At 67.5% G+C, this 22,838-nt stretch carries 22 protein-coding genes; 7 read left to right on the forward strand and 15 right to left on the reverse strand.

What is annotated here, in order from left to right; genetic code table 11:
• Positions 1-213: 213 nt before the first annotated feature.
• From ON40_RS45220 to ON40_RS45240, 5 genes are all read left to right on the forward strand, one after another.
• Complete coding sequence (locus tag ON40_RS45220; protein ID WP_040832002.1) at positions 214-1,005, forward strand: enoyl-CoA hydratase/isomerase family protein; 792 nt, start codon at positions 214-216, stop codon at positions 1,003-1,005.
• Between the two features lie 26 nt (positions 1,006-1,031).
• Complete coding sequence (locus tag ON40_RS45225; protein ID WP_040832003.1) at positions 1,032-2,003, forward strand: ABC transporter substrate-binding protein; 972 nt, start codon at positions 1,032-1,034, stop codon at positions 2,001-2,003.
• A gap of 113 nt (positions 2,004-2,116) precedes the next feature.
• On the forward strand, positions 2,117-4,465 hold the full coding sequence (locus ON40_RS45230) for a CaiB/BaiF CoA-transferase family protein (RefSeq protein ID WP_040832005.1): 2,349 nt from the start codon (positions 2,117-2,119) through the stop codon (positions 4,463-4,465).
• Positions 4,466-4,493: 28 nt separating this feature from the next.
• A complete protein-coding gene (locus ON40_RS45235; protein ID WP_040832007.1) occupies positions 4,494-5,441 on the forward strand; it encodes a quinone oxidoreductase family protein in 948 nt (315 codons plus the stop codon).
• Positions 5,438-7,000, forward strand: coding sequence for an AMP-binding protein (locus ON40_RS45240; protein ID WP_040832009.1), 1,563 nt, complete (start codon positions 5,438-5,440; stop codon positions 6,998-7,000). The genes ON40_RS45235 and ON40_RS45240 overlap by 4 nt, the downstream gene beginning before the upstream one ends.
• Positions 7,001-7,006: 6 nt before the next feature.
• Here ON40_RS45240 and ON40_RS45245 read toward each other — a convergent pair whose 3' ends face one another.
• From ON40_RS45245 to ON40_RS45310, 14 genes are all read right to left on the reverse strand, one after another.
• Positions 7,007-7,822 (reverse strand): IclR family transcriptional regulator, encoded by an 816-nt coding sequence (locus ON40_RS45245; RefSeq protein WP_083896430.1) that lies wholly within the window; start codon positions 7,820-7,822, stop codon positions 7,007-7,009.
• Between the two features lie 201 nt (positions 7,823-8,023).
• Positions 8,024-8,872 (reverse strand): alpha/beta fold hydrolase, encoded by an 849-nt coding sequence (locus ON40_RS45250; RefSeq protein ID WP_040832013.1) that lies wholly within the window; start codon positions 8,870-8,872, stop codon positions 8,024-8,026.
• Positions 8,872-9,192, reverse strand: coding sequence for a ferredoxin (fdxA, locus tag ON40_RS45255; RefSeq protein ID WP_040832015.1), 321 nt, complete (start codon positions 9,190-9,192; stop codon positions 8,872-8,874). The genes ON40_RS45250 and fdxA overlap by 1 nt, the downstream gene beginning before the upstream one ends.
• Positions 9,193-9,195: 3 nt before the next feature.
• Complete coding sequence (locus ON40_RS45260; RefSeq protein ID WP_040832016.1) at positions 9,196-10,206, reverse strand: NAD(P)/FAD-dependent oxidoreductase; 1,011 nt, start codon at positions 10,204-10,206, stop codon at positions 9,196-9,198.
• Positions 10,207-10,356: 150 nt separating this feature from the next.
• A complete protein-coding gene (locus ON40_RS45265; protein ID WP_040832018.1) occupies positions 10,357-11,142 on the reverse strand; it encodes a class II aldolase/adducin family protein in 786 nt (261 codons plus the stop codon).
• Positions 11,143-11,153: 11 nt separating this feature from the next.
• Positions 11,154-11,990, reverse strand: coding sequence for an ABC transporter permease (locus ON40_RS45270; RefSeq protein ID WP_040832021.1), 837 nt, complete (start codon positions 11,988-11,990; stop codon positions 11,154-11,156).
• Complete coding sequence (locus ON40_RS45275; RefSeq protein WP_040832023.1) at positions 11,987-12,793, reverse strand: ABC transporter ATP-binding protein; 807 nt, start codon at positions 12,791-12,793, stop codon at positions 11,987-11,989. The genes ON40_RS45270 and ON40_RS45275 overlap by 4 nt, the downstream gene beginning before the upstream one ends.
• Positions 12,793-13,767 carry an ABC transporter substrate-binding protein gene (locus ON40_RS45280; protein WP_040832025.1) on the reverse strand — a complete coding sequence of 325 codons (975 nt, stop codon included), beginning with the start codon at positions 13,765-13,767 and terminating at the stop codon, positions 12,793-12,795. Before ON40_RS45280 ends, ON40_RS45275 begins: the two co-directional genes overlap by 1 nt.
• A gap of 299 nt (positions 13,768-14,066) precedes the next feature.
• Positions 14,067-14,939 carry an alpha/beta fold hydrolase gene (locus tag ON40_RS45285; RefSeq protein ID WP_040832027.1) on the reverse strand — a complete coding sequence of 291 codons (873 nt, stop codon included), beginning with the start codon at positions 14,937-14,939 and terminating at the stop codon, positions 14,067-14,069.
• Entirely contained in the window at positions 14,936-15,904 is a 969-nt protein-coding gene (locus ON40_RS45290; RefSeq protein ID WP_040832030.1) for a DODA-type extradiol aromatic ring-opening family dioxygenase, read from the reverse strand. Before ON40_RS45290 ends, ON40_RS45285 begins: the two co-directional genes overlap by 4 nt.
• Entirely contained in the window at positions 15,904-17,247 is a 1,344-nt protein-coding gene (locus tag ON40_RS45295; RefSeq protein WP_040832032.1) for a M20 family metallopeptidase, read from the reverse strand. Before ON40_RS45295 ends, ON40_RS45290 begins: the two co-directional genes overlap by 1 nt.
• A gap of 122 nt (positions 17,248-17,369) precedes the next feature.
• The gene (locus ON40_RS45300; protein WP_040832034.1) at positions 17,370-18,659 is read right to left on the reverse strand and encodes a Rieske 2Fe-2S domain-containing protein; all 1,290 of its coding nucleotides are present in this window, start codon (positions 18,657-18,659) and stop codon (positions 17,370-17,372) included.
• A gap of 80 nt (positions 18,660-18,739) precedes the next feature.
• The gene (locus tag ON40_RS45305; RefSeq protein WP_040832036.1) at positions 18,740-19,162 is read right to left on the reverse strand and encodes a hotdog family protein; all 423 of its coding nucleotides are present in this window, start codon (positions 19,160-19,162) and stop codon (positions 18,740-18,742) included.
• Positions 19,159-19,644 carry an FAS1-like dehydratase domain-containing protein gene (locus ON40_RS45310; RefSeq protein ID WP_040832038.1) on the reverse strand — a complete coding sequence of 162 codons (486 nt, stop codon included), beginning with the start codon at positions 19,642-19,644 and terminating at the stop codon, positions 19,159-19,161. Before ON40_RS45310 ends, ON40_RS45305 begins: the two co-directional genes overlap by 4 nt.
• 102 nt (positions 19,645-19,746) lie before the next feature.
• Here ON40_RS45310 and ON40_RS45315 point away from each other — a divergent pair, with 102 nt between their 5' ends.
• Both ON40_RS45315 and ON40_RS45320 read left to right on the forward strand, forming a co-directional pair.
• Positions 19,747-20,598, forward strand: coding sequence for an alpha/beta fold hydrolase (locus ON40_RS45315; RefSeq protein WP_174435123.1), 852 nt, complete (start codon positions 19,747-19,749; stop codon positions 20,596-20,598).
• Entirely contained in the window at positions 20,595-21,866 is a 1,272-nt protein-coding gene (locus ON40_RS45320; RefSeq protein WP_051194572.1) for a multidrug effflux MFS transporter, read from the forward strand. Before ON40_RS45315 ends, ON40_RS45320 begins: the two co-directional genes overlap by 4 nt.
• Here the strand turns inward: ON40_RS45320 and ON40_RS45325 are convergent.
• Positions 21,829-22,572, reverse strand: a complete 744-nt coding sequence (locus ON40_RS45325; protein ID WP_040832135.1) for an IclR family transcriptional regulator — start codon at positions 22,570-22,572, stop codon at positions 21,829-21,831. The two genes, ON40_RS45320 and ON40_RS45325, sit on opposite strands and share 38 nt — an antisense overlap.
• Positions 22,573-22,838 lie beyond the last annotated feature (266 nt).

A 22,838-nucleotide genomic window follows, 5' to 3' on the forward strand; every position in this document is an offset into this window, starting at 1 on the left:
AGACCCACATCACTTCCGGGTAGGAAGTGCTGGAACGGTGCCCCACCGCGTCGCGCGATGTCAATGGATCGGGTCCGCTCAGCTGACCGGCCGACTTCAGGGGCTGGTCGACTTCGCCTCCGGTTTGCTCAGCGGACCTCATTCGTTTTCAGAACCGGGCGGCTGCTCGATACTCACTCCTCGACCGTTCCCGCACATCGAGATAGGCACCGAATGCCCGAGAAGACCGGACAGGTCACCGGATTCCTCCGACCGGAGATATCGGACGGGGTTGGGACCGTCACGATCGACCGCCCGCCGGCGAACGCTTTCGATCCCGCGTTGATCGCGGAATTCCTGGCGGTGCTCGCGCCGCTCGTGCAGGACCCCGACGTGCGGTGCATCGTCCTGCGAGGTACCGGCAGGTTCTTCGTCGCGGGCGCCGACATCACGGTCATGCGTGAACTCACCGAAGCCACCCAGCGTGCGATGCGTCCGTGGGTCGAGGTGCAGCGGATGCTGGAAACCGCACCGAAGCCCGTCCTGGCGGCCCTCAACGGGCATGCGCTGGGCGGCGGAGCCGAACTGGCTCTGGCGTGCGACATGCGGGTGATGACGGAGTCCGCGACCATCGGCTTTCCCGAGATCTCGCTCGGCTTGTTTCCCGGCGCGGGCGGCAGCCAGCGCTTGCCCCGGCTGCTGGGCGCGCATCGAGCCAAACTGCTCATGATCGAAGGCGCCCGGCTCACCGCCACGGACGCGCTGCACATCGGGCTGGTGGACCGGGTGGTTCCCGACGCCGAATTCGACGACTGCGTCCGCTCGACCGCACATGCTTTGGCGGCCAAGCCGACTCGCACGATCGGTCTGCTCAAACGCGTTGTGCGCGAGGGCGCTTCGTTACCGCTCGAGCAGGCACTCGACGTCGAGTTCGCGGCGGTGCTCGAGCTGATCCGGACAGCCGATGCCGCGGAGGGCCTGCAGGCGTTCCTCGACAAACGTCCGCCCACTTTCACCGGTCGCTGACCCGAGAATCCGAAGGGATCCCACACATGATCAGAGTTCTCCGGCGATACGGGGTCGCCGTTGTGGCGACAGTCGCGGCGATCACGATCGCCGCCACCGCCTGCACCCGGCCGGCCACGCAGGCTGTCGGCAACGCGGGCGACCTGGTTCGCATCTCGGTCGGCGTCGACCCCTCGTACGCGCCGATCTTCCTTGCCGACAGCGAGGGCATGTTCGCCGAGGCAGGGCTGCATGTACAGGTCATCCAGACCGAGGGCGGCGCGGCCGGGGCGCAGAACGTGGTGGCGGGCACCTCGGAACTGTCCGGGAACGCGGACTCCACCGCGCTCACCGTCATGGCCGGCAATCCCGGACTCCGGGCGCTCGGTGTGTACGAGGATTCCGATCGATACTTCCGAGTGGTGCTGCGCAACGGCGTCACGCCGAAGTCCATCCGGAAGATGGGCGTCTTCCCGGGTATCGGGCTGTACTTCACCGATCGCTACCTGCGCAGCGTGGGTCTGGATCCGGCGTCGGTGGCCCTCGTGACGACCAGTCCTCCCGAGCAGCCCGCCTTGCTGGCACGCGGCGATATCGACGGGTTCATCTCCTTCGATCCCTGGGTCTCCCGAGCAGTGGCCTCGGACGGGCAGATCGCCGGGACGACAGGCAACTTCGGCGCGAAATACTCGCAGTGGCTGCTGGCGTCACAGAGCTGGCTCTCGGGCCACGAGAAACTCGCCGGACAGGTGTTCCGCGTGATCGCGCAGGCCGCGGACATCATCGCGGCGGATCCCGACCGGGCGGCGAAAGCGGTGGCGAATGCCATCCACATGGCTCCGGCCGAAGCGCGCGGCCAGCTGACCCAGATCGATTTCAAGGGACGCGATTTCACGTCCGCCGATATCGAGCAAGCACGAGAACTCGTGAACTTCTTCCGCGGTCAGGGAAAGCTGAGCGGGCAGATCGATCCGCAGGGGGTCATGCTCAGCGGCTGGTTCCCCCGGAACGCGCAGTAGGCCCCGGGCGAGGCCCGGCCGGCAGCACACAATCATGACCCTCCACCGGCCCCGGCCGTCGCGCCCGGTGCAGCGCCGCGGGAGGCTCGCACACCATACGGATTGGAGTACCAGTGGCCGAATCCACTGTCCGCGTCGTGGAACTGTCGAGCCCGTTCACTCGATTCGCCGGGCGAATACTCGTCGGTCTGGGCTACGAGGTCATCCTGGTCGAGCCCCCGGATGGCGACCCGGCCCGCCGTGAACTCGACGGATACGCGTTCGCCCACTGGCACGCGGGTAAGCGGTCGGTCGTGCTGGATCTGGCCGCCCAGGACGATCGGGACGCGCTCGAGCGTCTGGTCGCGGGCGCGGACATCCTGCTCGACGGCACCGATGCTCGATCGGAAACTCCTGCCGCCCAGCATGATTCACCGGTACACGTGCGCGTGACGCCATTCGGCGTGTCCGGCCCGCACAGCTCCTGGGCGGCAACGAATCTCACGGTCGCCGCGATGGGCGGCATGATGGCGCAGGTCGGTACGCCCGACGCTCCGCCGCTGTGCTTGCCCGAAGGACAGGCCGAGCAACTGGCCGGGGTCAACGCGGCGATCGGCGCGCTGCTCGGCCTGCGCGCCCGGCGTTTCGGCCCAGCGCCGTTCGTCGACATCTCGGCGCAGGAGTGCGTCGCGGCGAGCCTGGAAGCGGGCGCCCTGGCATACCTGCACGAGGATCGTGTTCCCGGTCGGCCGGGACGGGTGCATCCACTGGTGCCACACGGATTGTTCACCGCCGCAGACGGTTTCCTCGGCGGCGGACTCGGCGGCAGCCCACGGATGTGGGACGAAACGCTGCGCTGGCTGATCGAAGAGGGAGCGCAGGAGGACCTGGACGACCCGCGCTGGCGCGATCCGGTGGAACGGAAAATCCACCAGGATCACATTTTCGCTGTCCTGCAACGCTTTCTGGCGAAATGGCCGAAAGAGGAGTTCGCCGTCCGCGCACAGGAGCGCAAACTGCCCTGGGCCGCGGTGGACGGTCCCGCCGAACTGCTCGTCAATCCGCAATTGAACGACCGCGACTTCTTCCTGGATGTGGTCTCCGGCGACGAGGTGACTCGTGATCTGGGCTTCGGCTTCGCGTTCCCGGAAGGGCGCCGGGTCCGTGAACTCGTGGTACCCCGGCTCGGCGCCGACCAATCGCTGATATCCGAAAAACGCACTGTCACAGGTTCATTCCCGAAACAAGAGGCACAGTCCGGCAGACGCAGCCTCGACGGCATCCGGGTGCTCGACCTGACCTGGGTCCTGGCCGGCCCCTACTGCACCAGAATTCTCGCTGATCACGGCGCCGAGGTCATCAAGGTCGAATCGCTGGGCCGCCCGGACCCGACGCGCTTCTCCCCCGCCATGCACCTGTCCCGCGGCCCGCACGACGATCCCGACACCAGCGGCTATTTCAACGACGTCAACCGCAACAAGCGCAGTATCACCCTCGATACCCGTACACCCGAGGGCCTGGCGGTACTCGCCGACCTGATCGCCGCCAGCGATGTCGTGATCGAGAACTTCAGCTCGTCGGTGCTGAAGAAGATGGGGCTGGGCTACCAGCGGCTTCGCGAACTACGCCCCGACATCGTGTACGTCTCGATGTCGGGCATGGGCCACACCGGGCCGCGCAGCAGCTGGGTGTCGTACGCGGACATCGTCTCGGCCAGTACCGGTCTGACGGCGTTGACCGGTTGGGATGCCGATGACGTGGTCGGCGTCATCTACGGCCACGGCGACATCGTGGCCGGACTGCAGGCCGCGACGGCCACCCTGGCCGCGCTGGAACACCGCGACCGCACCGGCCGCGGCCAGCATGTGGACCTCTCGCAGCTCGAGGCGATGGCCGCACACATGGGCACCGCGGTGATCCGGTCGACCGGGACCGGGCAGGTTCCCGAACCCAAGGGGAACACCGAGGACGCGTGGTCACCACACGGCGTGTTCCGCTGTCTGGGCTCCGATCGCTGGGTGACGATCGCGGTGCGCCACGAGGCCGACTGGCTTGCTCTGTGCGAGCTGATCGAACGCCCCGAATGGGCGGATGCCGACGAGTTCCGCACCGCCGAGCAACGGCGGGCGCGTGACTCGGAGATCACCGCGGCGATCACCGCGTGGACCAGAACGCTGCCCGTCCAGACGGTCACCGAGGCCCTGCAAGGCGCGGGCGTGCCGGCGGGCTCGGTGCAGGACGGCCGGGATCTGGTCGAAAGCGATGTCCATCTGCGCGCTCGCGGCTTCTATGTGCGGCGCGCACACCCTCGCGCGGGCACCTTCCTGCACGAGGGCGCACCCGTCCGGATGAACCGTACGGTCAGTGAAATCCGTACCGCCGCACCACTTCTGGGTGCCGATACCGATGCGGTACTGCACGACGTGCTGCGGTACCCACCTGACCGGATCGCGCAGCTGCGTGCGGCGTCGATCCTCTCCTGAACCACTCACCCGCACACGAAGGAGATATATGCGCGCCGCGCGGCTACACAGTTTCGGTGAGGCACCGGTCCTCGACGACATCGACATCCCCGCTCGGAAGGCGGGCCAGACGCTGGTGCGGATCGACGCGGCGGCGCTCGGCCACCTCGACATGACCGTGGCGAGCGGCACATTCGACATCAAGCCACCGCTGCCGCACATCGGCGGCACCGACGGCGCCGCGACGGTCGTCGAGTCGGACACCTTCGCGGCGGGAACGCGGGTGCTGGTGCGGGGCGGCGGCATCGGGCTGACCAAGAACGGTTGCTGGGCAGAGTATCTCGTCGCGGCGGACCGAGCATTCACGCCGTTCGACTCCGATCTGCCGCCCGAGGTGGCGGCGACCTTCTTCCTGCCCAGCACCACCGGGTACGTCGCCGTACACGACGTCGCGGAGGTCCGTGCCGGAGAACGCGTGATCGTGTCCGGCGCATCGGGCGCGGTCGGCTCGATGGCCGCCCAATTCGCCCTGCTCGCCGGTGCTGCGGAAGTGATCGGCGTGGTACCCCGGCAGGATCAGGTGGAGTTGCTGCCCGACGGGGTACGCCCGGTCGTCGGCCGGGGCTCCGTACTGGCCGAGCAACTGGGTGAGAAGCCCGTCGCCGAGGTCCTGATCGACACCCTCGGGGGCGATGTGCTGTCCCCGCTGCTCGGCCGCGTCGTGCCGGGGGGACGAGCCGCGCTGATCGGCTACACACTGGGCACCGAACTGGCTCTCGATCTGCCCAACTGGCTGCTGAGCGACGTGAAGATCCTGCCGGTCAACATGATTCGCAAGGGAGCCCGGCAGGCCGAACTCGCTCCCGAGCTGATCGGCAAGCTCGCCGCGGGTGAGGTGCGGCTGGCGGTGCAGCAGTTCCCGCTCGATCGGATCGCCGACGCCCTGCAACTGATGCGCGAAGGCAAGGTGGCCGGGCGCGCCGTCGTCGTGCCATGACCAGCGAGGCGCTGCACGCCGAACCGGGACTTCCCGCGGCGATGACCATTCCCGCACTGCTCGTTCTGCGGGCCGAGGAGTGCGGGGAGCAGATCGCGGTGCGTGCCGGGCCGGTCGCGGTGAGCTATCGCGAGCTTCTGGTCCGGGCAGCGTCCATGGCGGAAGCCCTGCACGCGCAAGGAGTTCGAGCCGGAGACCGGGTCGCGGCACTGCTGGACAATCGCGTGGAGCTCGTCGACCTGTTCCTCGGCTGCTCCTGGCTGGGAGCCGTCGTGGTGCCGTTGAATGTGGCTTTGCGGGGCGAGGGTCTGCGCCACGTGCTCGTCGAGTCGGGGGCGCGTCGGCTGCTGACCGAGCCACGGTATGCCGCACAGGTCGAGGCGACGCGGTTCGCGGGCGTGTGCTGGCTGGTCGGCTCGGATACGGCCCCCCGGGTCGATTCGGCGATGACCGATCCGCCCCGCGACCCGGCATCGGTGACCGATCTCGATCTCGCCGCGGTGCTGTTCACCTCGGGCACCACCGGCCTGCCCAAGGGTGTTCGCTGCCCGCACGCCCAATTCCTCTGGTGGGGTGGGGGAGTCGGGCGCTCGCTGGGTCTGCGTGCGGGCGACGTCCTGTACAACTGCCTGCCGCTGTTCCACACCAACGCCCTGGGCACGCTGTTCCAGGCGCTGGTCTGGCGTGGCACTTTCATACTGGGAGAACGATTTTCGGCAAGCGGCTACTGGTCTGCGGTGCAGGAGTCCGGTGCCACCGTGACCTATCTGCTCGGCGCCATGGTGCCCATGCTGATGAACCGCCCGCCGTCCCCGAGCGAGCGGGCCCACCGGGTCACCCGGGCGCTGTCGCCCGCCACGCCGGCGCACCTGTACGAACCGTTCCGCAAACGCTTCGGTATCGACCTCATCGACGGATTCGGTACCACCGAAACGAATCTCGTCCTCGGGTCGCTGCCGGGACGGCGTCGGGACGGCTTCATCGGCACCGTGATGGACGGCTACGAAGCCGGGGTCGTCGACCAGGACCGTCCCGTCGCCGACGGCGTTCCTGGCGAATTGCTGGTCCGGAGCCTGCGCCGCGGTGGATTCGCGGCCGGGTATCTCGGTGACGCCGTCCCGGCGGAAGGCGCCTGGCTGCGCACCGGAGACCGGGTGATCCGCGGCCCGGACGGCTGGTTCCGGTATGTGGACCGGCTCAAGGACGTGATTCGTCGGCGCGGGGAGAACATCTCCGCGACCGAGGTGGAGTCGGTACTGTCCCGGCACCCGCACGTCGCGCAGGTCGCGGTCTTCCCGGTGCCGTCCGAACTCGCGGAGGACGAGGTGATGGCCGCCATCGTGCCGCGCGAGGCCGCCGTGCTCGACCCCGCGGACCTGTTGCGCTTCGCCGAGGCCGACCTCGCCTACTTCGCGCTCCCCCGCTACGTCGACCTGGTGACGAGACTTCCGCTCACCGAAACCGGCAAGGTGCGCAAGCAGGAATTACGCGCTCGCGGGGTCGGGCCGGACACCTGGGACGCGCAGCGCCAGGGCTTCCGGCCGACCCGGACGCGATGAGCGGAGTCAGCGCCCGCACCCGTTGAACGAACACATCGCGGCACTGCACGCACTCTCGCGCGGCGTCGTCTCACCCGCGGTATGTGTGCAGCGCATCGCCTGCAAGGTCCGCGTGATACCCACGCCCGCGGTCCGCAGGGCGCCGGTGATGCGGCTGACGTTGAGCCGGGCGGTGGGCGCGGTCACCGACAAGGCGCCCGCGAGCACGCGCGGGCCGCTGAACACCGGCACGGCGACGCTCATGTAGCCGAGCCGGGTCTCCTCGACCTCGACCGCCAGTTGCTCCTTGCGCATCCGCTCGAGCTGGGTGCGCAGCACGCCCACGGACATCGTGGTGCGGCGGGTGAGCGCAGTGAACCCCTGCTCGACGACCTCGTCGAACACCGACGGGGGCGAGAACGCCAGGATGATCTTGCCGGTGGCCGTGCAGTACAGCGGCAACCGGCCCGCCACCCGCGACTGCTGGTTGAGCCCGCGGTGACCGACGATCTTCTCGATGTAGAGCACGTCGATACCGTCCCGAACCGCGAAATGCACCGTTTCCTGCGTGGCCAGCAGTAGATCCTCCATATACGGCAGCGCCGCGTCGCGCAGGATCCGCTGCCGGGGCACGAGCTGACCGAGTTCGAACAACCGCAGACCCAGCCGGTACTTGGTGCCCGCTCGTTCGAGCAGGCCCCACTCCACCAACTCGCCGGCCAGCCGATAGACCGACGCTTTCGCCACGCCGCTGCGGCGGGTCAGTTCGGTCAGGGACAGATCGCTGCATTCGCTGTCGAACGTGTCGAGAATCAGCCGGGCTTTGCCGAGCACGGTGGGCATGTCGGCGCCGGACTGCTGGGCTTGCGCAATCGGCACCACCGGTCCGATTCCACCGGGTCCTCGAGTAGCTGTCGTCAAGGGATACCTCCTGGTGGGCCGTGGCGAGCGGAACTTGTCGATTCGGCCGACCACGGCGGCACGCTCACCTGATGTCGTCACGCTACGGGCCGGATGCCATGAGAGGCACGTCACACGGTTCGCTCAGTGGACCCGTTTCACAGTGTTTACATCGGCCCTGGTGACCTCGGTCGATGCCAGGAACTCTCGCGTCACCGCGGCTATGGCCGCGGCCTCGCGCTCGATGAGCGCGACCGTACCGTTCTCGATCGTCGCGCTACGGACCGAGCGGGCCGCGGTGAGGTGGGCGCTCAGCACCGGGAGGTTGGGCATGGAGAACGGATCCTCGCCCGCGCCGATCAGGAGTACGGGGGCGGTCACCGAACCGATCCGGTCCTCCATCCGGTAGCGGGCGCACGCGCGGTGCCCCTCGGCCGGGTCGACGCCGGGGGCGAGGGCGTCGCGGACGAACCGGTCCAGCAAACCCGCGACCGGCGCCGGATAGTACGGTCTGCGCAGTTCCCAGAGAGTCCGCAGATGCGCCCCGTCCTCACTCTGCTGCGCGCGGTCCACACCGGCTCCGGTGGCGTGGTCGGTACGGTAGCGCTCGTCGGTCCACGGACAGGACGACAGCACCACCGCGGCGATCCGTTCGCTGCCGGTGGCAGCCAGCTCGAGCGCCACCGCGGCGCCGGTGTGATGCCCGAGAACCGCGGCATGGTCGACGCCGATCGCGTCGAGCAGTTCCCACGCACCCTGGGCGTAGAGCTCGATGGTCTGCGGCGCAAGGAGTTTCGCGCTCGCGCCGAAACCCACCATGTCCATCGCGATCACGCGGTGCTCGTCGGCGAGCAGCGGGATCAATTCCCGGAATTCGTCCCAGGAGCGAGGCGTCTGGTGCAGCAGGAGCAGTACCGGGCCGTCCCCTTGCTCGGCGTAGTGCAGCTGACCGAAAGACGTGTCCGCGTAGGCGAATCGGAGATTCGCGCCCATCAGTACGCCGCCACCATCGGTGTGTCGACGCCGACCGCATCGATCTTCGCCGCGCCGCCCGGATTGCCCACCGGCTCGGTCCGGGTCGGCAGGATGTCCAGGAAGAACCTCTTGTTGTCCTCCTTGAATTCCGGTGCGGCCTTGCGGTCCACGGTGATCGCCTCCACCGGGCACGCCAATTCGCATGCGCCGCAGTCGATGCACTCGTTCGGGTTGATGTACAGCTTGCGCTCGCCCTCGTAGATGCAATCGACCGGGCATTCCTCCATGCACGAGCGGTCGGTGTAGTCGATGCAGGCCTCGCCTATCACGAATGCCATCTGTCAGTCCTCCTGTTCGGTGGAATGCCCCGGGAAGATCTCCGCGTCCGGATCCAGGACGGCCGCCGCGTTGTTCACCGCGGTGGCGGCCTCCCCGAAACCGACCGCGATGAGACGAACCTTCCCGGGATAGTCGGTGATGTCGCCGGCCGCGTACACGCGCGCGAGATTGGTTTCCATGCGGGTGTTCACGACGATGTGCCGAGAATCGATGTCGAGTCCCCATTCGGTCAGCGGACCCAGATCCGCGGTGAAACCCAATGCGGCGATGACGGATTGGGCCGGCAGAGTGGTCATCGAGCGGTCGAGTTTGTGCGCGACGTCGACCTCGGCGATCCAGCCGTTGCCGCGCACGGCCGCGACGTCGGCGTTGACCAGCACCCGCACCGAGCTGTCGGACACCTTGGCCACGGTCGATCTGTGCGCCCGGAACCTGTCGCGTCGATGGACCAGGGTGACCGAGTTGGCGATCGGCTCGAGATGGACGGCCCAGTCGAACGCGCTGTCGCCGCCGCCGACGATCACCACGTCCTTCCCCTCGTGCACCGACGGGTCGGGAACGAAGTAACTCAGTCCCCGATCGAGGAAGTCCAGGCCCTTCGTCAACGGCCGGGGTGTGAAGGTGCCGATACCGCCGGTGACGACGACCGCGCCCGCGGTGATGGTGCGTCCCTTGCTCGTCGCGACGACCGCATTGCCGGACGCGTCGTGGGACAGGCTCAGCGCCTGCTCCCCGAGCAGGTAGATCGGGTCGAACGATGCGGCCTGCGCGAGCAACCCGTCGATCAGGTCACGACCTCTGACGGACGGGAATCCCGCGATATCGAGAATGGACTTCTCCGGGTACATCGCGCTCACCTGCCCGCCCGGCTCGGCGAGCGCGTCCAGCACGGCAACGCGCAGCCCGCGGAAACCCGCGTAGTACGCGCCGTAGAGTCCCGCCGGGCCCGCGCCGACGACAAGGATGTCGACGTCGAGTTCGGTGGTGGTCGAGAGGAGGGGCGATTCGTTCACAGCGCGAACGCTAATCAGCTTACGGCCCTTGATAAATGAACTCGGTCCGGTCAGCAGACTCCGTCCGGATCGAGTTCGGCGCACGAAACGGGCCCGGCAGCCACACGACGTGGCCGCCGGGCCCGGCGGATGGAAATGACGGATCGCGATTCAGGCGGCGAACAGTTCCGGTTCCTCCGCCGCGATCTTCTGGATGATGGTCGAGTACGCGAACCAGCCGACCTTCTCGGTGCCCACCGCCTCATAGGTCCGAGCCGCGATCTTGTCGTGCAGGACAACGGGTTCCCCGGCCGCGCGAGCGGTCAGTTCGGCCTGCATCGAGCGTTCCATCGACACGTACCACCACACGGCGCTCTCCACCGAGGTGCCGACGGTCAGATGTCCGTGGTTGGTGAGTATCACGGCCTTGTTGGCGCCGAGCGCCTGCGCGATACGGCGACCTTCCTCCTCGTCGAGTGCGACGCCGTGGTACTCCTCGTACATCGAGTGGTCGTCGTGAAATGCGCAGGCGTCCTGCGTGATCGGGGACAGCAAGCGGTGCAGCGAGGAGAACGCCTTGCCCTGCAATCCGTGGGCGTGCACGGCGCCGATGACCTCCGGCCTGGCCTCGTGCACTTTCGAGTGGATCACGAACGCCGCCCGGTTCAACGGGCCTCGGCCGGACAGGATCGTGCCGTCCGAGGCGACGTGCAGCAGTTCGTCGGGCATCACCGTGGAGAAATGCCGGCCGAAGGGCGCGGTCCAGAAAGTGTCCGGGCGTTCGGGGTCGCGTGCTGTGATGTGCCCGGAGATGCCTTCGTCGAGCCCGAACCGCGACAGGATGCGATAGCCGCCGATCACCGCGGTTTTGCGGCGGCGCCGTTCCTCGTCGAGATCATCCGATTCCGGGCGGCCCGGAATCCCGGCCAGCTCGGTGATTGTGGGAGGCTGATCCATTGTGGCCCTTTCTATTTGACGCCGTACCGGGACAGGAATTTCGCCGAGAGCAACCGCAGTACGCGGTCGAAGACGAACCCCATGATGCCGAGCACGATGATCCCGACGAACGTCCAGTCGATCCGGCCGTAGTTGCGGGCCTGCCAGATCATCGAGCCGATACCGCGATCGGCGGCCACGATCTCGGCGGAGACGATGGTCAGGAAGCTGTTGCCCATCGCCAGCCGGGCTCCGGTGACGATGCCCGGGACCGCCGAGGGCAACACCACGGTCTTCATCAGTTGCAGCCGGTTCGCGCCCAGATTCGTCGCGGCTTGGAGTTTGTTCTCGCTGATCGCCACCGTGGCCGCGATGGTACTCACGGTCACGATGAACACCGAGGTGTAGAAGATCAGCACGATCTTGGAGGTTTCGCCGATGCCGAACCACACCACCGCCAGCGTGACGAAGGCGATCGGCGGGATGAAGCGGAAGAACTCGATATAGGGATCCAGCAACTGACGCACCAGGTTGACGCGCCCCATCAGGATGCCGATCGGGGCGCCGATCACGACGCCGAGGCTCCAACCGAGCAGGATTCGCTGCGCGGACGCCGAGACGGACGCCCACAGCACGCCGCGCTGCGTGAGTTCGACCGCCGCCGACCACACCTCCCCCGGAGAGGCGATGGTCGTCGGCCCGTACCACCACGCGAGGAAGGACCACACCGCGAGCCCGAGCACCCCCGAGGCCACCCACAGCAGCGCGGTGCGGGTCACCCGCCCTGCCGCCGCGAGCGATTTGCGCTGTGTCCGTTTGGCATTCGCATTTCCAGCCGACGCTGCGGGGCTCTGCACGATGGCGGTCACAGCTCGTCCTCCTCGATACCTTGGTTCCGCAACGACGCCACGACCTCGGCGCGGATGTCGTCGCGCAGTTGCTCGTACAGATCGATCACGTCGGGATGGGCGCGATCGCGCGGGCGGGGCGCGTCGACCTGGTAGATGCTCTTGATGCGGGCCCGCGGTCCGGCTGACATGACCACCACGCGGTCGGCGAGCGTGAGCGCCTCGTCGATGTCGTGGGTGACGAACACGACGGTGCAGCCGGTGTGCCGCCAGATCTTGTCCAATTCGATCTGCAGGACCTGCCGGGTCTGCGCGTCGAGAGCGCCGAACGGCTCGTCCATCAGGACCAGCGAGGGCTGATTGGCCAGCACACGGGCGATCTGAACGCGTTGGCGCATACCGCCCGAGAGCTGCGAGGGAAATTTGTCACCCGAGTGCGGCAGGCCCACCATGGCCAGGTATTCCGCCGCGATCCGTACCTGTTCGGCCTTGCTCGCCCCGTGCATGCGCGGTCCGTAGGAGACGTTCCCGCTGACGGTCATCCATTCGAAGAGCGCCTCCGAACTCTGGAAGACCATGCCCGCGTGCGGGTTGCTTCGCCTGACTGTCGTACCGTCACAGCGGATTTCCCCGACGGTGGGTTCGATGAAGCCCGCCATCGACGACAACAGGGTCGACTTCCCGCATCCGCTCGGGCCGAGGAGACAGACGAATTCGCCCTCCCGCACCTGTAGATCAATTCCCGAGACGATATCCGCGGCACCGAAACTTATTCCGAGGTTTTCGATTTCGACGGGAACGCCCTTGATTGCTGTCACACTCATTACGCACTCTTCCTGTACCAGTCGGTGAGCATCGCCGACTGCAGGTCCGGTTGGTCGCGCAGGGCGCCGATCTTCTTGTAGAAATCGACGACCGACTGTGCCGACACGATGTCCTGCGCGGTCAGATTGTGGACACCGAAGTCGATTTCCTTGATCGCGGTGATGGTCTGGTCCTCGGCCACGTTCACCGCGGATTTCGTCGCCGCCGCGGCAGCCGGCGGATCGGATTCGACGAGCTGCGTGGCCTTGTCGAGAACCTGGGCGACCTTGCGCGCGGTGTCCTCGTGCGCGGCCAGCCACGGCTGTGTCGTGATCGCCCAGTGGTGGTAGAGCCAGTTGTAGTCGCCGGTCCGGGCGACGACATGTCCGGTGTGCTGGCTCAGCGCCGCGGCGGGCCACGGCTCCCACAGCACGTACCCGTCGATGTCGCCGCGGCTCAGTAGCGCGGGCATGTCGGTCGGGGTGGCCGTGATCATCTTGACCGAGTCCGGCCGCACACCGTGCGCTTCGAGATACTTCTCCGTGGAGATCTGGCTCAGGCCGGGAACGATGCCCATTTTCTGCCCCGCGGCCGGCGCATCGATCCCGTTGCGCAACACGACTTTGATGTAGTCGCCGGAGGACTCGTAGGAGTACATCGCCCGCAGCGAGGGATTCTCCCGCAGCTGCGCGATGGTGGTGGTGTCGGAGCTGCCCGCGATCTGGACCTGTCCTGTCGAGAGGGCGTCGACAGCCTCACCGCCCCGACCGAACTGCACCAGCTGCACATCCAGACCTGCCTGCTTGAACAGTCCCTCGTGGTCGGCGACGAAGAATGGCGCGTAGGAGGCATCGATGCCCACCGCGATCCGGATCGAACCGCCCGCCGAATCGGCGGTGCTGTGCGTGGCCGGGCGGCTGCACGCGGCGGCCGCCATCGTGGCAAGGACTACCGCTGCGAGGGCAGCGCTACGGAATTGAGATCGCCAGGCCATATACCGACACCTTCGTTCTGTGATCTGGGCCGCATTCGTGCGGTGGTGTGAAGCAACTTAGCCATGTACGTCAGGGCTGGAAATCATCTCGGTCCGCCGAATGAACCCGCAGCGACAGCCTTACCCCGACGCAACATCCAGCGCGTCACGGGCACCGGTTCCGGAAACATCGCCGCAATATTCCATTGCGGCCGAAGTATTTTCACAGGGTCCAGTGCATGTGCCGCAGCCGTGAACGGGCGGTGGCCGGTCATGCACCACCATGCGTGACCGGCCACCGATATCGGCATCGCCCTGTCTCAGGCCGGTGCCGTGGCTTTCGCGGACGCCTCGGCCAGGAAGTCCAGACTCAGCGGGTTGTACTGCTCGGCCTGCTCGTGCTGCGGCCAGTGGCCGCACTCGGGGTAGAGCTGCAGCCGCGCGCCGGGGATGTCCTCGGCCATCTTCTTGGCCTCCGGGACGTCACCGAATGGATTCTCGTGGCCCCAGACCACCAGCGTCGGCGCCTGGATACGCGCGAGCCGGTCCGGTCGCAGCAGGTTGCGCTGCCGAGTCTCCATCTCCTGCAAGGACAGCAGGTTGTGGATGTTCGCGACGAAATCGGGCTGGTGATAGATCCGGTGCCGGACTTCGACGAGTTCCTCGGTGGCATCGGCCGGATCGTGCATCAGCAGCCGCAGCCGCTCCCGCGTCAGTTGAATGTCATTGCTGCGCACTGCTTTCGTGGTCGATGTCTTGATGCGATCCATGACGGCGGGGTTCGCGACCGTGCCACCCGCGGCGAGCAGTTGCAGCGACAGCACGCGCTCGGGCAGCTCGCTCGCGAGATGGGCCGCCACCCAGCCGCCGAGCGACTCACCCACCAGATGTGCCCGCTGGATTCCGACCGCGTCGAGGTAGTCGACCAGATGCTCGACGTAGCGCGGGATTTCGTAGGGATAGTCCGGTTTGCCGGTGTAGCCGTGTCCCAGCATGTCGATGGCGTGGCATTGGTACAGCGGCGCGTGCGCCGGGATGTTGCGCGCGAACGCCTCGAGATGGCCGCTGGTGCCGTGCAGGAACACCACCGATTCCTCACCCGTTCCGGCGCGCAGCGCGCGGGTGGGAATGCCGTTCGCATCGACGGTCGTCAGGCTGAAGTCGAGCCCGGCCAGTTCGTTCCAGATTGTCATGATCGTGTCCTTCGTGATGACGAGTTGCGATGAGAGGGGTCGAGAACGGCGACGCCCATTCCGGTGAGCCATTCCGGAATGGCCTCGTAGGCAAGGCGTTCCGCCGGGATGTAGTCCAGGATGGCGGCCATCATGAGCCAGGTGCGCAGCTCCTGCGCGCCGTTCCCGGCCGCCTGCTGGACGTAGGTCGTGGTGTACTCGGCGAGTTCGGCCGCCTTGCCCGCCGCGAAGAGGTCGAGCAGGTGATCGTCGAACTCGGGCGTGATGGCCGCCTGCGCGGCGCGGATGATCTCGCGGCGGCGCACGTCGTAGTCCGACCAGTTCTCCCGGCCGTCCAGCCACGCTCGGACCATGAAATCCTCGTCCTCACCGTGCGGGTCGCGCCAGTCCGGCCAGGGCAGCCGGTGCGAGAGCCCGCCCGACGCGATGACGACGACTCGCTTGTCCGCCGGGAAACTCGCGATCGCCGCGCGAATCGCGGCGGCGAGTTCCGCGGACCGCGCGAAGGTGGGCAGGGGTGGCGCGAAAACGTTGACCACCAGCGGCACGATCGGCACATCGAGTCCGTCGAGCAGGTACTGGATCGCGTGGGACTGCCCGTGATCGATCTGCAGCCGCGCCGAGTACGCCAGATCGAAACGGCCACTTTCGATCACGGTGTTCGCCAGGTAGCGGGCGAACTCGACATCGACCGGCTGCGGCCCCTTCGGGGTTCCGGATTCGCCGCTCGAAACACATTCCCCCACACCGAGAGTGAAGGCCGGAATGAGGTCCAGCCAGAATCCGCGGAAGTGGTTGGAGCCGATGATCAGCGCGACGTCCGGTGCGGCGGCCGCGATCCGTTCCCGCGCGGTGTACAGGGCGTTGCGGAAACGCTCGGCTTCCGCCTTGTGCGTGGTCTGCTCCCAGTGCGTGTTCATCAGAGTGCTGTGCGAGGCTCCGACCCCCAGCACGATCGTCGCCATCAGACCATCCCTACTTCCTCGAGGCTGCGGGTGACCGTGTCGAGTGCGACACGGACCAGATACTTGGTGAGCTTCTCCGCGTCCCGCAGGTCCACCGTGTTCATGCCCATCGCGAAGTCGACCTCGAACGGGGCATCCACGACCTTCGGCATGCCGACCCGCACGGTGGGAATCCCGCGGCCGCGCAGGATGTTCGCGTCGGTCGCGCCACTCGCGTCGCGGAACTCCCGGTGCGGAACGCCTTCGGCCGCTTCCCACGCCTCGACGGCCTTGCGGCACAGCCACATCCGGGGATCCGAACCCTCACCCGGGATCGCCAGTATCTGCTCCACGTCGAGGCGGATGTCCAGTTCGGCGGCGATCCGCCGCACGGCCGCGACCAATTCGCGTTTGGCCGCGGTGGGCGTGGTGCGCGGGCTGAGTCGCAGATCGACCATCATGCGCACGCAGGCCGGTGTGAACGACGCGGTGCGCTCCCAGCCGCCGCGGATGTTCGCCACCATGCCCTGTGGCTCGACGAGCCCGTCGTCGTGCGCTCGCGAGTACTGCGGAAACCACTCCTCGAGCCGGATGGCCACCGCCCCGGCCAGGGCCACCGGGTTCCGGTACGGCAACCGGTGCCGCGAGCCCACGTACGTGTGACTGCCGTGCACCGTGATCTCGAACCAGGCGAGCCCGACCTCCTCCCACGAGACGGTCCACCCCGGTTTGGCGATGAGGGCGTAATCCGCCCACACCCCCTGTTCGAGCAGGAAGGAGCAGCCGACGCCCTGACCGGTGTTCCGCCGCGGATTGCCCACGCCGGGACGGGCATTGGTCGGCATCCCACCGGCCCCGAAACCCAACAGCAGGTCTCCGGTGAGCGGCACGCCGGCCGCCCGGATCGCCTCGCCCGCGGCCAGCACGCAGGCGGCGTGACCCTTCGGATTGGAGGCGCCCAGCCCGATGACGTAGTCCTGGACCGTCGTGGCTCGCGCGACCATGTCGGCGCGCAGCGATTCACCGACCCACGGCAGATCCTCGTCGGGGTCGCCCGTGGTCACGGTGTCGATCGGTGCGTACAGTAGCAGGTCCGGTCCGGTGCCGTCGCCGCGCACCCGGCCCCACGAATTGGCTTGGCGGTCATCGAGATACATCGTCTGCGATTCGATGTCCGCCCCGGCCAGGGTGGTGGTGATGTGCCGGGCCAGCGGCGCCTCGTCACCGGTGGGACTCGCGATGTCGACGAGGCCGGTCAGCAAATCGCGCAACCGGTTCCGGTCCACCCGTGCGCAAGCCGCCTCGACCCAGCGACGTCGGCGGGGATCCAACCCGGCCAGCGCATCCGCTCCCGCGACGGTCATCGACGAACCTGGTGTACCTGGGTATTGCTGTGCCGCGCGAGGATCCGCCACGCGGCGGGCGCGCCCACGACGGCCGCGCCACCCGCGACGAAGGCGATCAGTGTCTTGAGCATGTACTTCCCCTATTCACTGGACGGGACGGATTGTGCGGAGGCCGCCTCGCCGGTGCCGTTCTGTTTCGCCGATGCCCGGCGCGCACGCGTATGCGCCACCGGTTGCTTGACGAATTCGACAGCGGCCGTGAGCTTTTCGGCGTACTCCTCTTCGGCGAGATTGCGCCAGGCGGTCAGGGAGACATCCGGCCGGTACAGTTTTTCCGGCGGCGCGTCGGTGACCTCGACCATCCACGCGTCCTGCCCGGAGAACTGGCCGTGGAACAACCAGCGGATCGCCCCGAGGTACTTCGCGTAGAAGCCGAGCTTGTGCACCCCGGTCACGAAATTCACCATCAGACCGACATATCGGTGATTGTCGTCGTCGACCGGCACGTAGAACTCGTAGTGGATGAAGTTGGGGTAGGAGATGCGCAGCACGCCGGGCATGGACAGGGACGCGAAGCCCGGGAAGTTCTGCGCCGCGATGACCGGATTCACCTCCAGTCCGGCGCCGACGTTGCCGATCTGCGAGACCTTCGTCTCGTCCGGCCGCTTCTTCCACCACCGCTTGTTGGTCCACTTCCCGACGCCGGGGAATTCCGCCTCCCAATACACCTCGTCCTGGACGCGGTAGATCCATCGGCCCTCGCGCACGATGCGGGTGATGTTCCAGGTCGGCATCGGCTTGAACAGCCGCCACAGCGAGGTGCGGTGCAGATATTTCGCGTGTCCCTCGTCGAAGCCGTTCTCACAGGCGAAACGCCAGTTACCCGCACGCGGCTGAATACGACCGCCGACGATGCCCTCGTTCTCGACGAGTTCGCGCGGCAACTGCTCGTCCAGCGGCGGGGCGGGCTCGCGGGTGATCGGGATGTAGACCCAGACCAACCCCAGTCGCTCCTGCGCCGCGTACGTCTGCACCTCGACCTTGCCGCAGATCTTCGAATCCGGGCCGTCGGTGATGACTGCGACGAGCTTGCCGTCGGTCAGGCGATAGGTCCAGCCGTGGTAGGGGCAGCTGACCGTGCCGGGAAACTGCTGGTCGCCTTCCGACAGCGGCACCCCACGGTGCGGGCAGCGGTCGTGCAGCGCATACACCTTCCCCGCGTCCCGGATGAGTGCGAGCTTCTCGCCGCAGATCGTGTAGCTCTGCGGGGTCCCGGTGATGTGGCTGGACCAGGTGACGGGATACCAGTAGCCGCGGTACCCGCTGCCGGCCGCGTTGTACTTGGGCCAGGCCGTCCAGTCCTGCCTTCCGGCCGCACGCGGACGCTCAGGCACCTCCTGCGCGGCGTTCGGCGCCTCGACACCAGTCATGTGAAGTCCTCCCGAGACGAGATGAGTGATAGTGCGAATACTCGGCGAGTCCTGGCCGGACGCCAACGGATTCGGTTTGCTCAGCAGACCCGTTCCGCGTTTGCGACCACCACGGCCTCGCCTTCGGCGCACAGCACGCCGTCCTCGGTGTGCTCCCGCAATTCGAGCGTGACGAGCCCGTCGGCGATCTCGCGGACGACGCCGGTCACGACGAGCTCACACCCCACGTACGCGGGCGCGCGGTTGCGCCATCCCACGGAGACCACGCCGCTCGGCCCGCCGGCGAACTCGGCCGCCGCTCGGAACAACAACGCACCGTGTAGCTGGGCCATCACCACGGGCGCGTCCAGGCCCTCGCTCGCGGCGTGGACCGGGTCGTAGTGGATGCGGTGCGCGTTGTGCGTGACAGCGCCGAAGCGCAGCAGGCGCACCGGGTCGGTCCGCAGCACGACAGGGTCGATCTCCTGGCCTGTGACGGCGTGCGCACTGTGCGGGGCCGTCATCGGACGATGAACCTTTCGGTGACGGTGGCCAGTGCTCCGGCCCGCGCGGCTCGAAAGACCTTCGACACCGTCATCAGGAGAAACTCCGAGCCAGGCCGACCTTTGCACGCCACGTCATCGAGCGTGCGCCGCACCGCGATCGGATCCCCGAGCGGCGTCTGCCGGTGGAAGGCGATGCTCTGCCCACCCGCCATCAGGCGCACATCCAGTCCATCGGTGCCGGGGACCTCGTCACGGAACATGCCGTCTTCGCGGTAGTCACCGTCGACGCCGCCGTCGGGCCCGCGCAACAGGCTGGGCAGGTACAGAGGATGTACCTGGAAGCCCGTCGATTCGGGGTCCAGCAGGCGGGGGTCGCGTTCGCCGCACGCGCGCGCGAAGGCCACCGCCTCGGTAACTCGCAACGGGCCGAGATCGCGGTGCTCGACGGCGCCGAGGAGGGCGCGAGCCCGATCCTGGGCCGTTCGCAGATCTGATCGCATGCGCCGCAAGCTAACCGCGCGCACAGGGCGCGGCCACAGACTGGGACCGCCCAGCGGACCCTGATCCTTCACACCGCTCGCGAAATGACGTCAAGTGTGCGCATGGCTCAACTACCGAACAGCTTGTACGCCGATGCGGCGGGCGTGAAGTTCCACTACCACGACCTCGGCGCCGGGAACCCCACGATCTTCCTGCACGGCGGCGGACCGGGCTGCACCGCGTGGTCCGACTTCGGTCCTGTCGCACCGCTTTTCGCGCGTGACCGCCGGGCGATACTGGTCGACATCCTGCAGTACGGCCGGTCGGAGAAGTGCACGATCACCGGGCCGATGTGGGATTTCCACGCGGCGAAGATCGTCGCGCTGCTCGACGAGTTGGCCATCGACCGAGCCGACTTCGTCTGCAACTCGTGGGGCGGGACGATCGCGCTCAACCTCGCGGCCAAGTACCCCGACCGGGTGCGCGCGCTCGTGATCACGGGCAGCATGCCGGTGTTCCACGGCCCGCTCGCTCCGCTACCGGAGAACGGTCACCGCGGCCGGACGGCCCGGGACGTCTACTACGGCGGAGAGGGTCCCACCCGGGAGAAGATGCGTCAGCTGATCACCCGCCTCGAGTGGTTCGACGGCGACAAGCTCCCGCGCGAGACCCTCGACATGCGCTACGAACAGAGCCTCGACCCGGAGGAAATGGCTCTCGCGGCAGCGTCGGACAACCCCCGGGGTGACTGGCAGGATCTCACCGCCGAACTCGGGATGATCACCGCGCCGGTGTTGTTCGCCTGGGGAATGTACGACGCCTTCCTCACGCCGGATTACCCGTTGATGCTGGCCAGAATGATCGAGCACGGGCACCTGTACGTGATGGACAAGGCGTCGCATCACCTCCAGGAGGAACGGCCGCACGACTACTACTCCGTGGTGACCGGCTTCCTCGACCAGCAACATTCGTGACGACCAGCAACATTCGCGACGCGGTTCCGGTGAGCCCGCCCGAAGGCGCGAACCGGATTCGACTCGTGCTCGTCCTCGGGATGCTCACCGCGCTCGGGCCGTTCACCGTGGATATGTATCTGCCTGCGCTGCCGACGATTTCGGCACATTTCCGCACGACCGACACCGCCGTGCAGCTCACCTTGACGGGCACGTTGGCGGGACTGGCGATCGGCCAGCTCGTCGTGGGCCCGTTGTCGGACAGCTATGGGCGGCGCAGACCACTGCTCATCGGCACCGCTGTGCACGTCTCGGCCTCGGTGGCATGCTTCTTCGCACCTTCGGTCGCGGCGCTCGGTGCCCTGCGTGCCCTCCAGGGTTTCGGGGCCGCCGCGACGGGGGTGATCGCGATGGCGGTCGTGCGTGACCTGTTCGCCGGTCGCGCCGCGGCGGTCGTGCTGTCCCGGTTGATGCTCGTGATGGGCGTCGCGCCCATTCTCGCGCCGTCGGTCGGCGGGCTGGTGCTCAGCGCGGTCTCGTGGCAGGGAGTGTTCCTCGTACTGGCCGGGCTCGGTGCGGGCATGATGCTGCTCGGCACCTGCGCCCTTTCCGAGACACTGCCGCCCGACGCACGAGCCGAACGCGGAATCTCACACGGGCTCAACGGATATCGCACCCTGATCGGCGATCCGCGGTTCCTCGTCCTGGTACTGGTGTGCGGCTTGGGCCGCTCGGTCCTGTGGGCCTACATCGCCGGGTCGTCCTTCGTGATGCAAGGCCAGTTCGGGCTCACGTCGCAGACCTACGGTTTCGCCTTCGCGGCGGGAGCGGTGGTGTTGATCGGCGCGTCCCAGCTGAACGTCGTGCTACTGAAGCGATGGTCCCCGCTGCGGATCAGCCTGGTCTCGCTGCTGGTGAGCACGACGGTCGGTGTGGCGTTCATCGTTCTCGCGGCAACCGCGACCGGCGGGTTCGCCGGTTTCGCCCTGCCGGTCCTGGCCCTGCTCGGCGCCACCGGATTCGTGATGCCGAACGCGCCCGCACTGGCGTTGTCGCGGCACGGCGCGATCGCGGGCACGGCCGCCGCGATGGTCGGCTTCGCACAGTTCGGCGCGGCGGCCGTCGTCGCACCGATCGTCGGGCTGCTGGGAAATACCAGTCTCGCGGTGGCGATCGTGACGACCGCATCGGCTGGGCTCGGTTTCGCCGCCCTGGGCGCGGTGAGCAGACGGCGTCCGCCCGTCCCGGGCGCTACGCCGAGCGCGCGAGCGAGCCCAGTGTCCGGGTGATACCGGCGCCGGCGGTCTTCAGCGGGCCGGACATCCGCTCGAGTCTCATCCGTGCGGTGGTGGTGGACATGCCGACCGCTCCCACCAGCACCGAGTGCGACCCGAACACGGGCACCGCAGCGCTCACCACACCGGGGGCTACTTCCTCGGCCTCCACCGCAAGCATGTTCCGCCGGATCGTGACGAGTTGGCGGTGCAGATGCGCCGCCGACGCAACCGTCCGCCGCGTGAAGGCCGGCAGCCCGTTCTCGACCACCCCGGTGACCACATCGGCGGCGGACAACGCGAGGATCGCCTTGCCCGTCGCGGTCGCGTACAGCGGCAGCCGTCCCGCGACCCGAGACGGCATCTCGATCGCGCCATGGCCGACGATCTTGTCGATATAGAGCACGTCGAAACCGGCCCGAATCGCGAAATGCACCGTCGCACCGGTCGCGGCATGCAGTTCCTGCAGGTACGGCAGGGCGGCATCGCGCAGCACCCGTTGCGTGGGCACCAGCTGGCCGAGCTCGAACAGACGCAGGCCGAGACGGTAGCTCGTCCCGGATCGTTCGAGAACACCCCACTCGACCAGCGCGGTCGCCAGCCGGAACGTCGTAGCCTTGGCGACCCCGCTGCGCCGGGACAGTTCGGTCAGTGACAGCTCCCCCGCCTCGGCATCGAATGCCTCGAGCAGCAATTGCGCCTTACCCAGTACCGTTTGCATGATCGCCTCCACGAACCCGGGCGGTCCACTCTCCAGACCAGGTCTGCACACCATACCGTTTGCCCGCATTGCGATCCATGGGGGATTTCGCCGGACAAAAGTAAGGACAGGCTGCGTGGAAAGTCAGCGCGGCGAAAATTGCTGACGGATTCCCGGGTGTCCGGTCGCCACCGCCCTGCCGCTGTGGCCGCACCAGGATGCTCCTACACGGGGTGCGATCGAAGGTGTCTCGGCCCGCTCCGAGGGCGGTACCCCCGACCTCGGAC

It is taken from the genome of Nocardia jiangxiensis NBRC 101359, assembly GCF_000308615.1.
GTDB lineage: Bacteria > Actinomycetota > Actinomycetes > Mycobacteriales > Mycobacteriaceae > Nocardia > Nocardia jiangxiensis.

Coding starts and splice junctions, on each gene's coding strand:
- ON40_RS45295 (WP_040832032.1), bottom strand. CDS start 17,247: ATGACCGTCGCGGGAGCGGATGCGCTGGCCGGGTTGGATCCCCGCCGA.
- ON40_RS45220 (WP_040832002.1), top strand. CDS start 214: ATGCCCGAGAAGACCGGACAGGTCACCGGATTCCTCCGACCGGAGATA.
- ON40_RS45235 (WP_040832007.1), top strand. CDS start 4,494: ATGCGCGCCGCGCGGCTACACAGTTTCGGTGAGGCACCGGTCCTCGAC.
- ON40_RS45245 (WP_083896430.1), bottom strand. CDS start 7,822: ATGCCCACCGTGCTCGGCAAAGCCCGGCTGATTCTCGACACGTTCGAC.
- fdxA (WP_040832015.1), bottom strand. CDS start 9,192: ATGGCATTCGTGATAGGCGAGGCCTGCATCGACTACACCGACCGCTCG.
- ON40_RS45265 (WP_040832018.1), bottom strand. CDS start 11,142: ATGGATCAGCCTCCCACAATCACCGAGCTGGCCGGGATTCCGGGCCGC.
- ON40_RS45240 (WP_040832009.1), top strand. CDS start 5,438: ATGACCAGCGAGGCGCTGCACGCCGAACCGGGACTTCCCGCGGCGATG.
- ON40_RS45315 (WP_174435123.1), top strand. CDS start 19,747: ATGGCTCAACTACCGAACAGCTTGTACGCCGATGCGGCGGGCGTGAAG.
- ON40_RS45280 (WP_040832025.1), bottom strand. CDS start 13,767: ATGGCCTGGCGATCTCAATTCCGTAGCGCTGCCCTCGCAGCGGTAGTC.
- ON40_RS45275 (WP_040832023.1), bottom strand. CDS start 12,793: ATGAGTGTGACAGCAATCAAGGGCGTTCCCGTCGAAATCGAAAACCTC.
- ON40_RS45310 (WP_040832038.1), bottom strand. CDS start 19,644: ATGCGATCAGATCTGCGAACGGCCCAGGATCGGGCTCGCGCCCTCCTC.
- ON40_RS45325 (WP_040832135.1), bottom strand. CDS start 22,572: ATGCAAACGGTACTGGGTAAGGCGCAATTGCTGCTCGAGGCATTCGAT.
- ON40_RS45300 (WP_040832034.1), bottom strand. CDS start 18,659: ATGACTGGTGTCGAGGCGCCGAACGCCGCGCAGGAGGTGCCTGAGCGT.
- ON40_RS45285 (WP_040832027.1), bottom strand. CDS start 14,939: ATGACAATCTGGAACGAACTGGCCGGGCTCGACTTCAGCCTGACGACC.
- ON40_RS45225 (WP_040832003.1), top strand. CDS start 1,032: ATGATCAGAGTTCTCCGGCGATACGGGGTCGCCGTTGTGGCGACAGTC.
- ON40_RS45250 (WP_040832013.1), bottom strand. CDS start 8,872: ATGGGCGCGAATCTCCGATTCGCCTACGCGGACACGTCTTTCGGTCAG.
- ON40_RS45290 (WP_040832030.1), bottom strand. CDS start 15,904: ATGGCGACGATCGTGCTGGGGGTCGGAGCCTCGCACAGCACTCTGATG.
- ON40_RS45305 (WP_040832036.1), bottom strand. CDS start 19,162: ATGACGGCCCCGCACAGTGCGCACGCCGTCACAGGCCAGGAGATCGAC.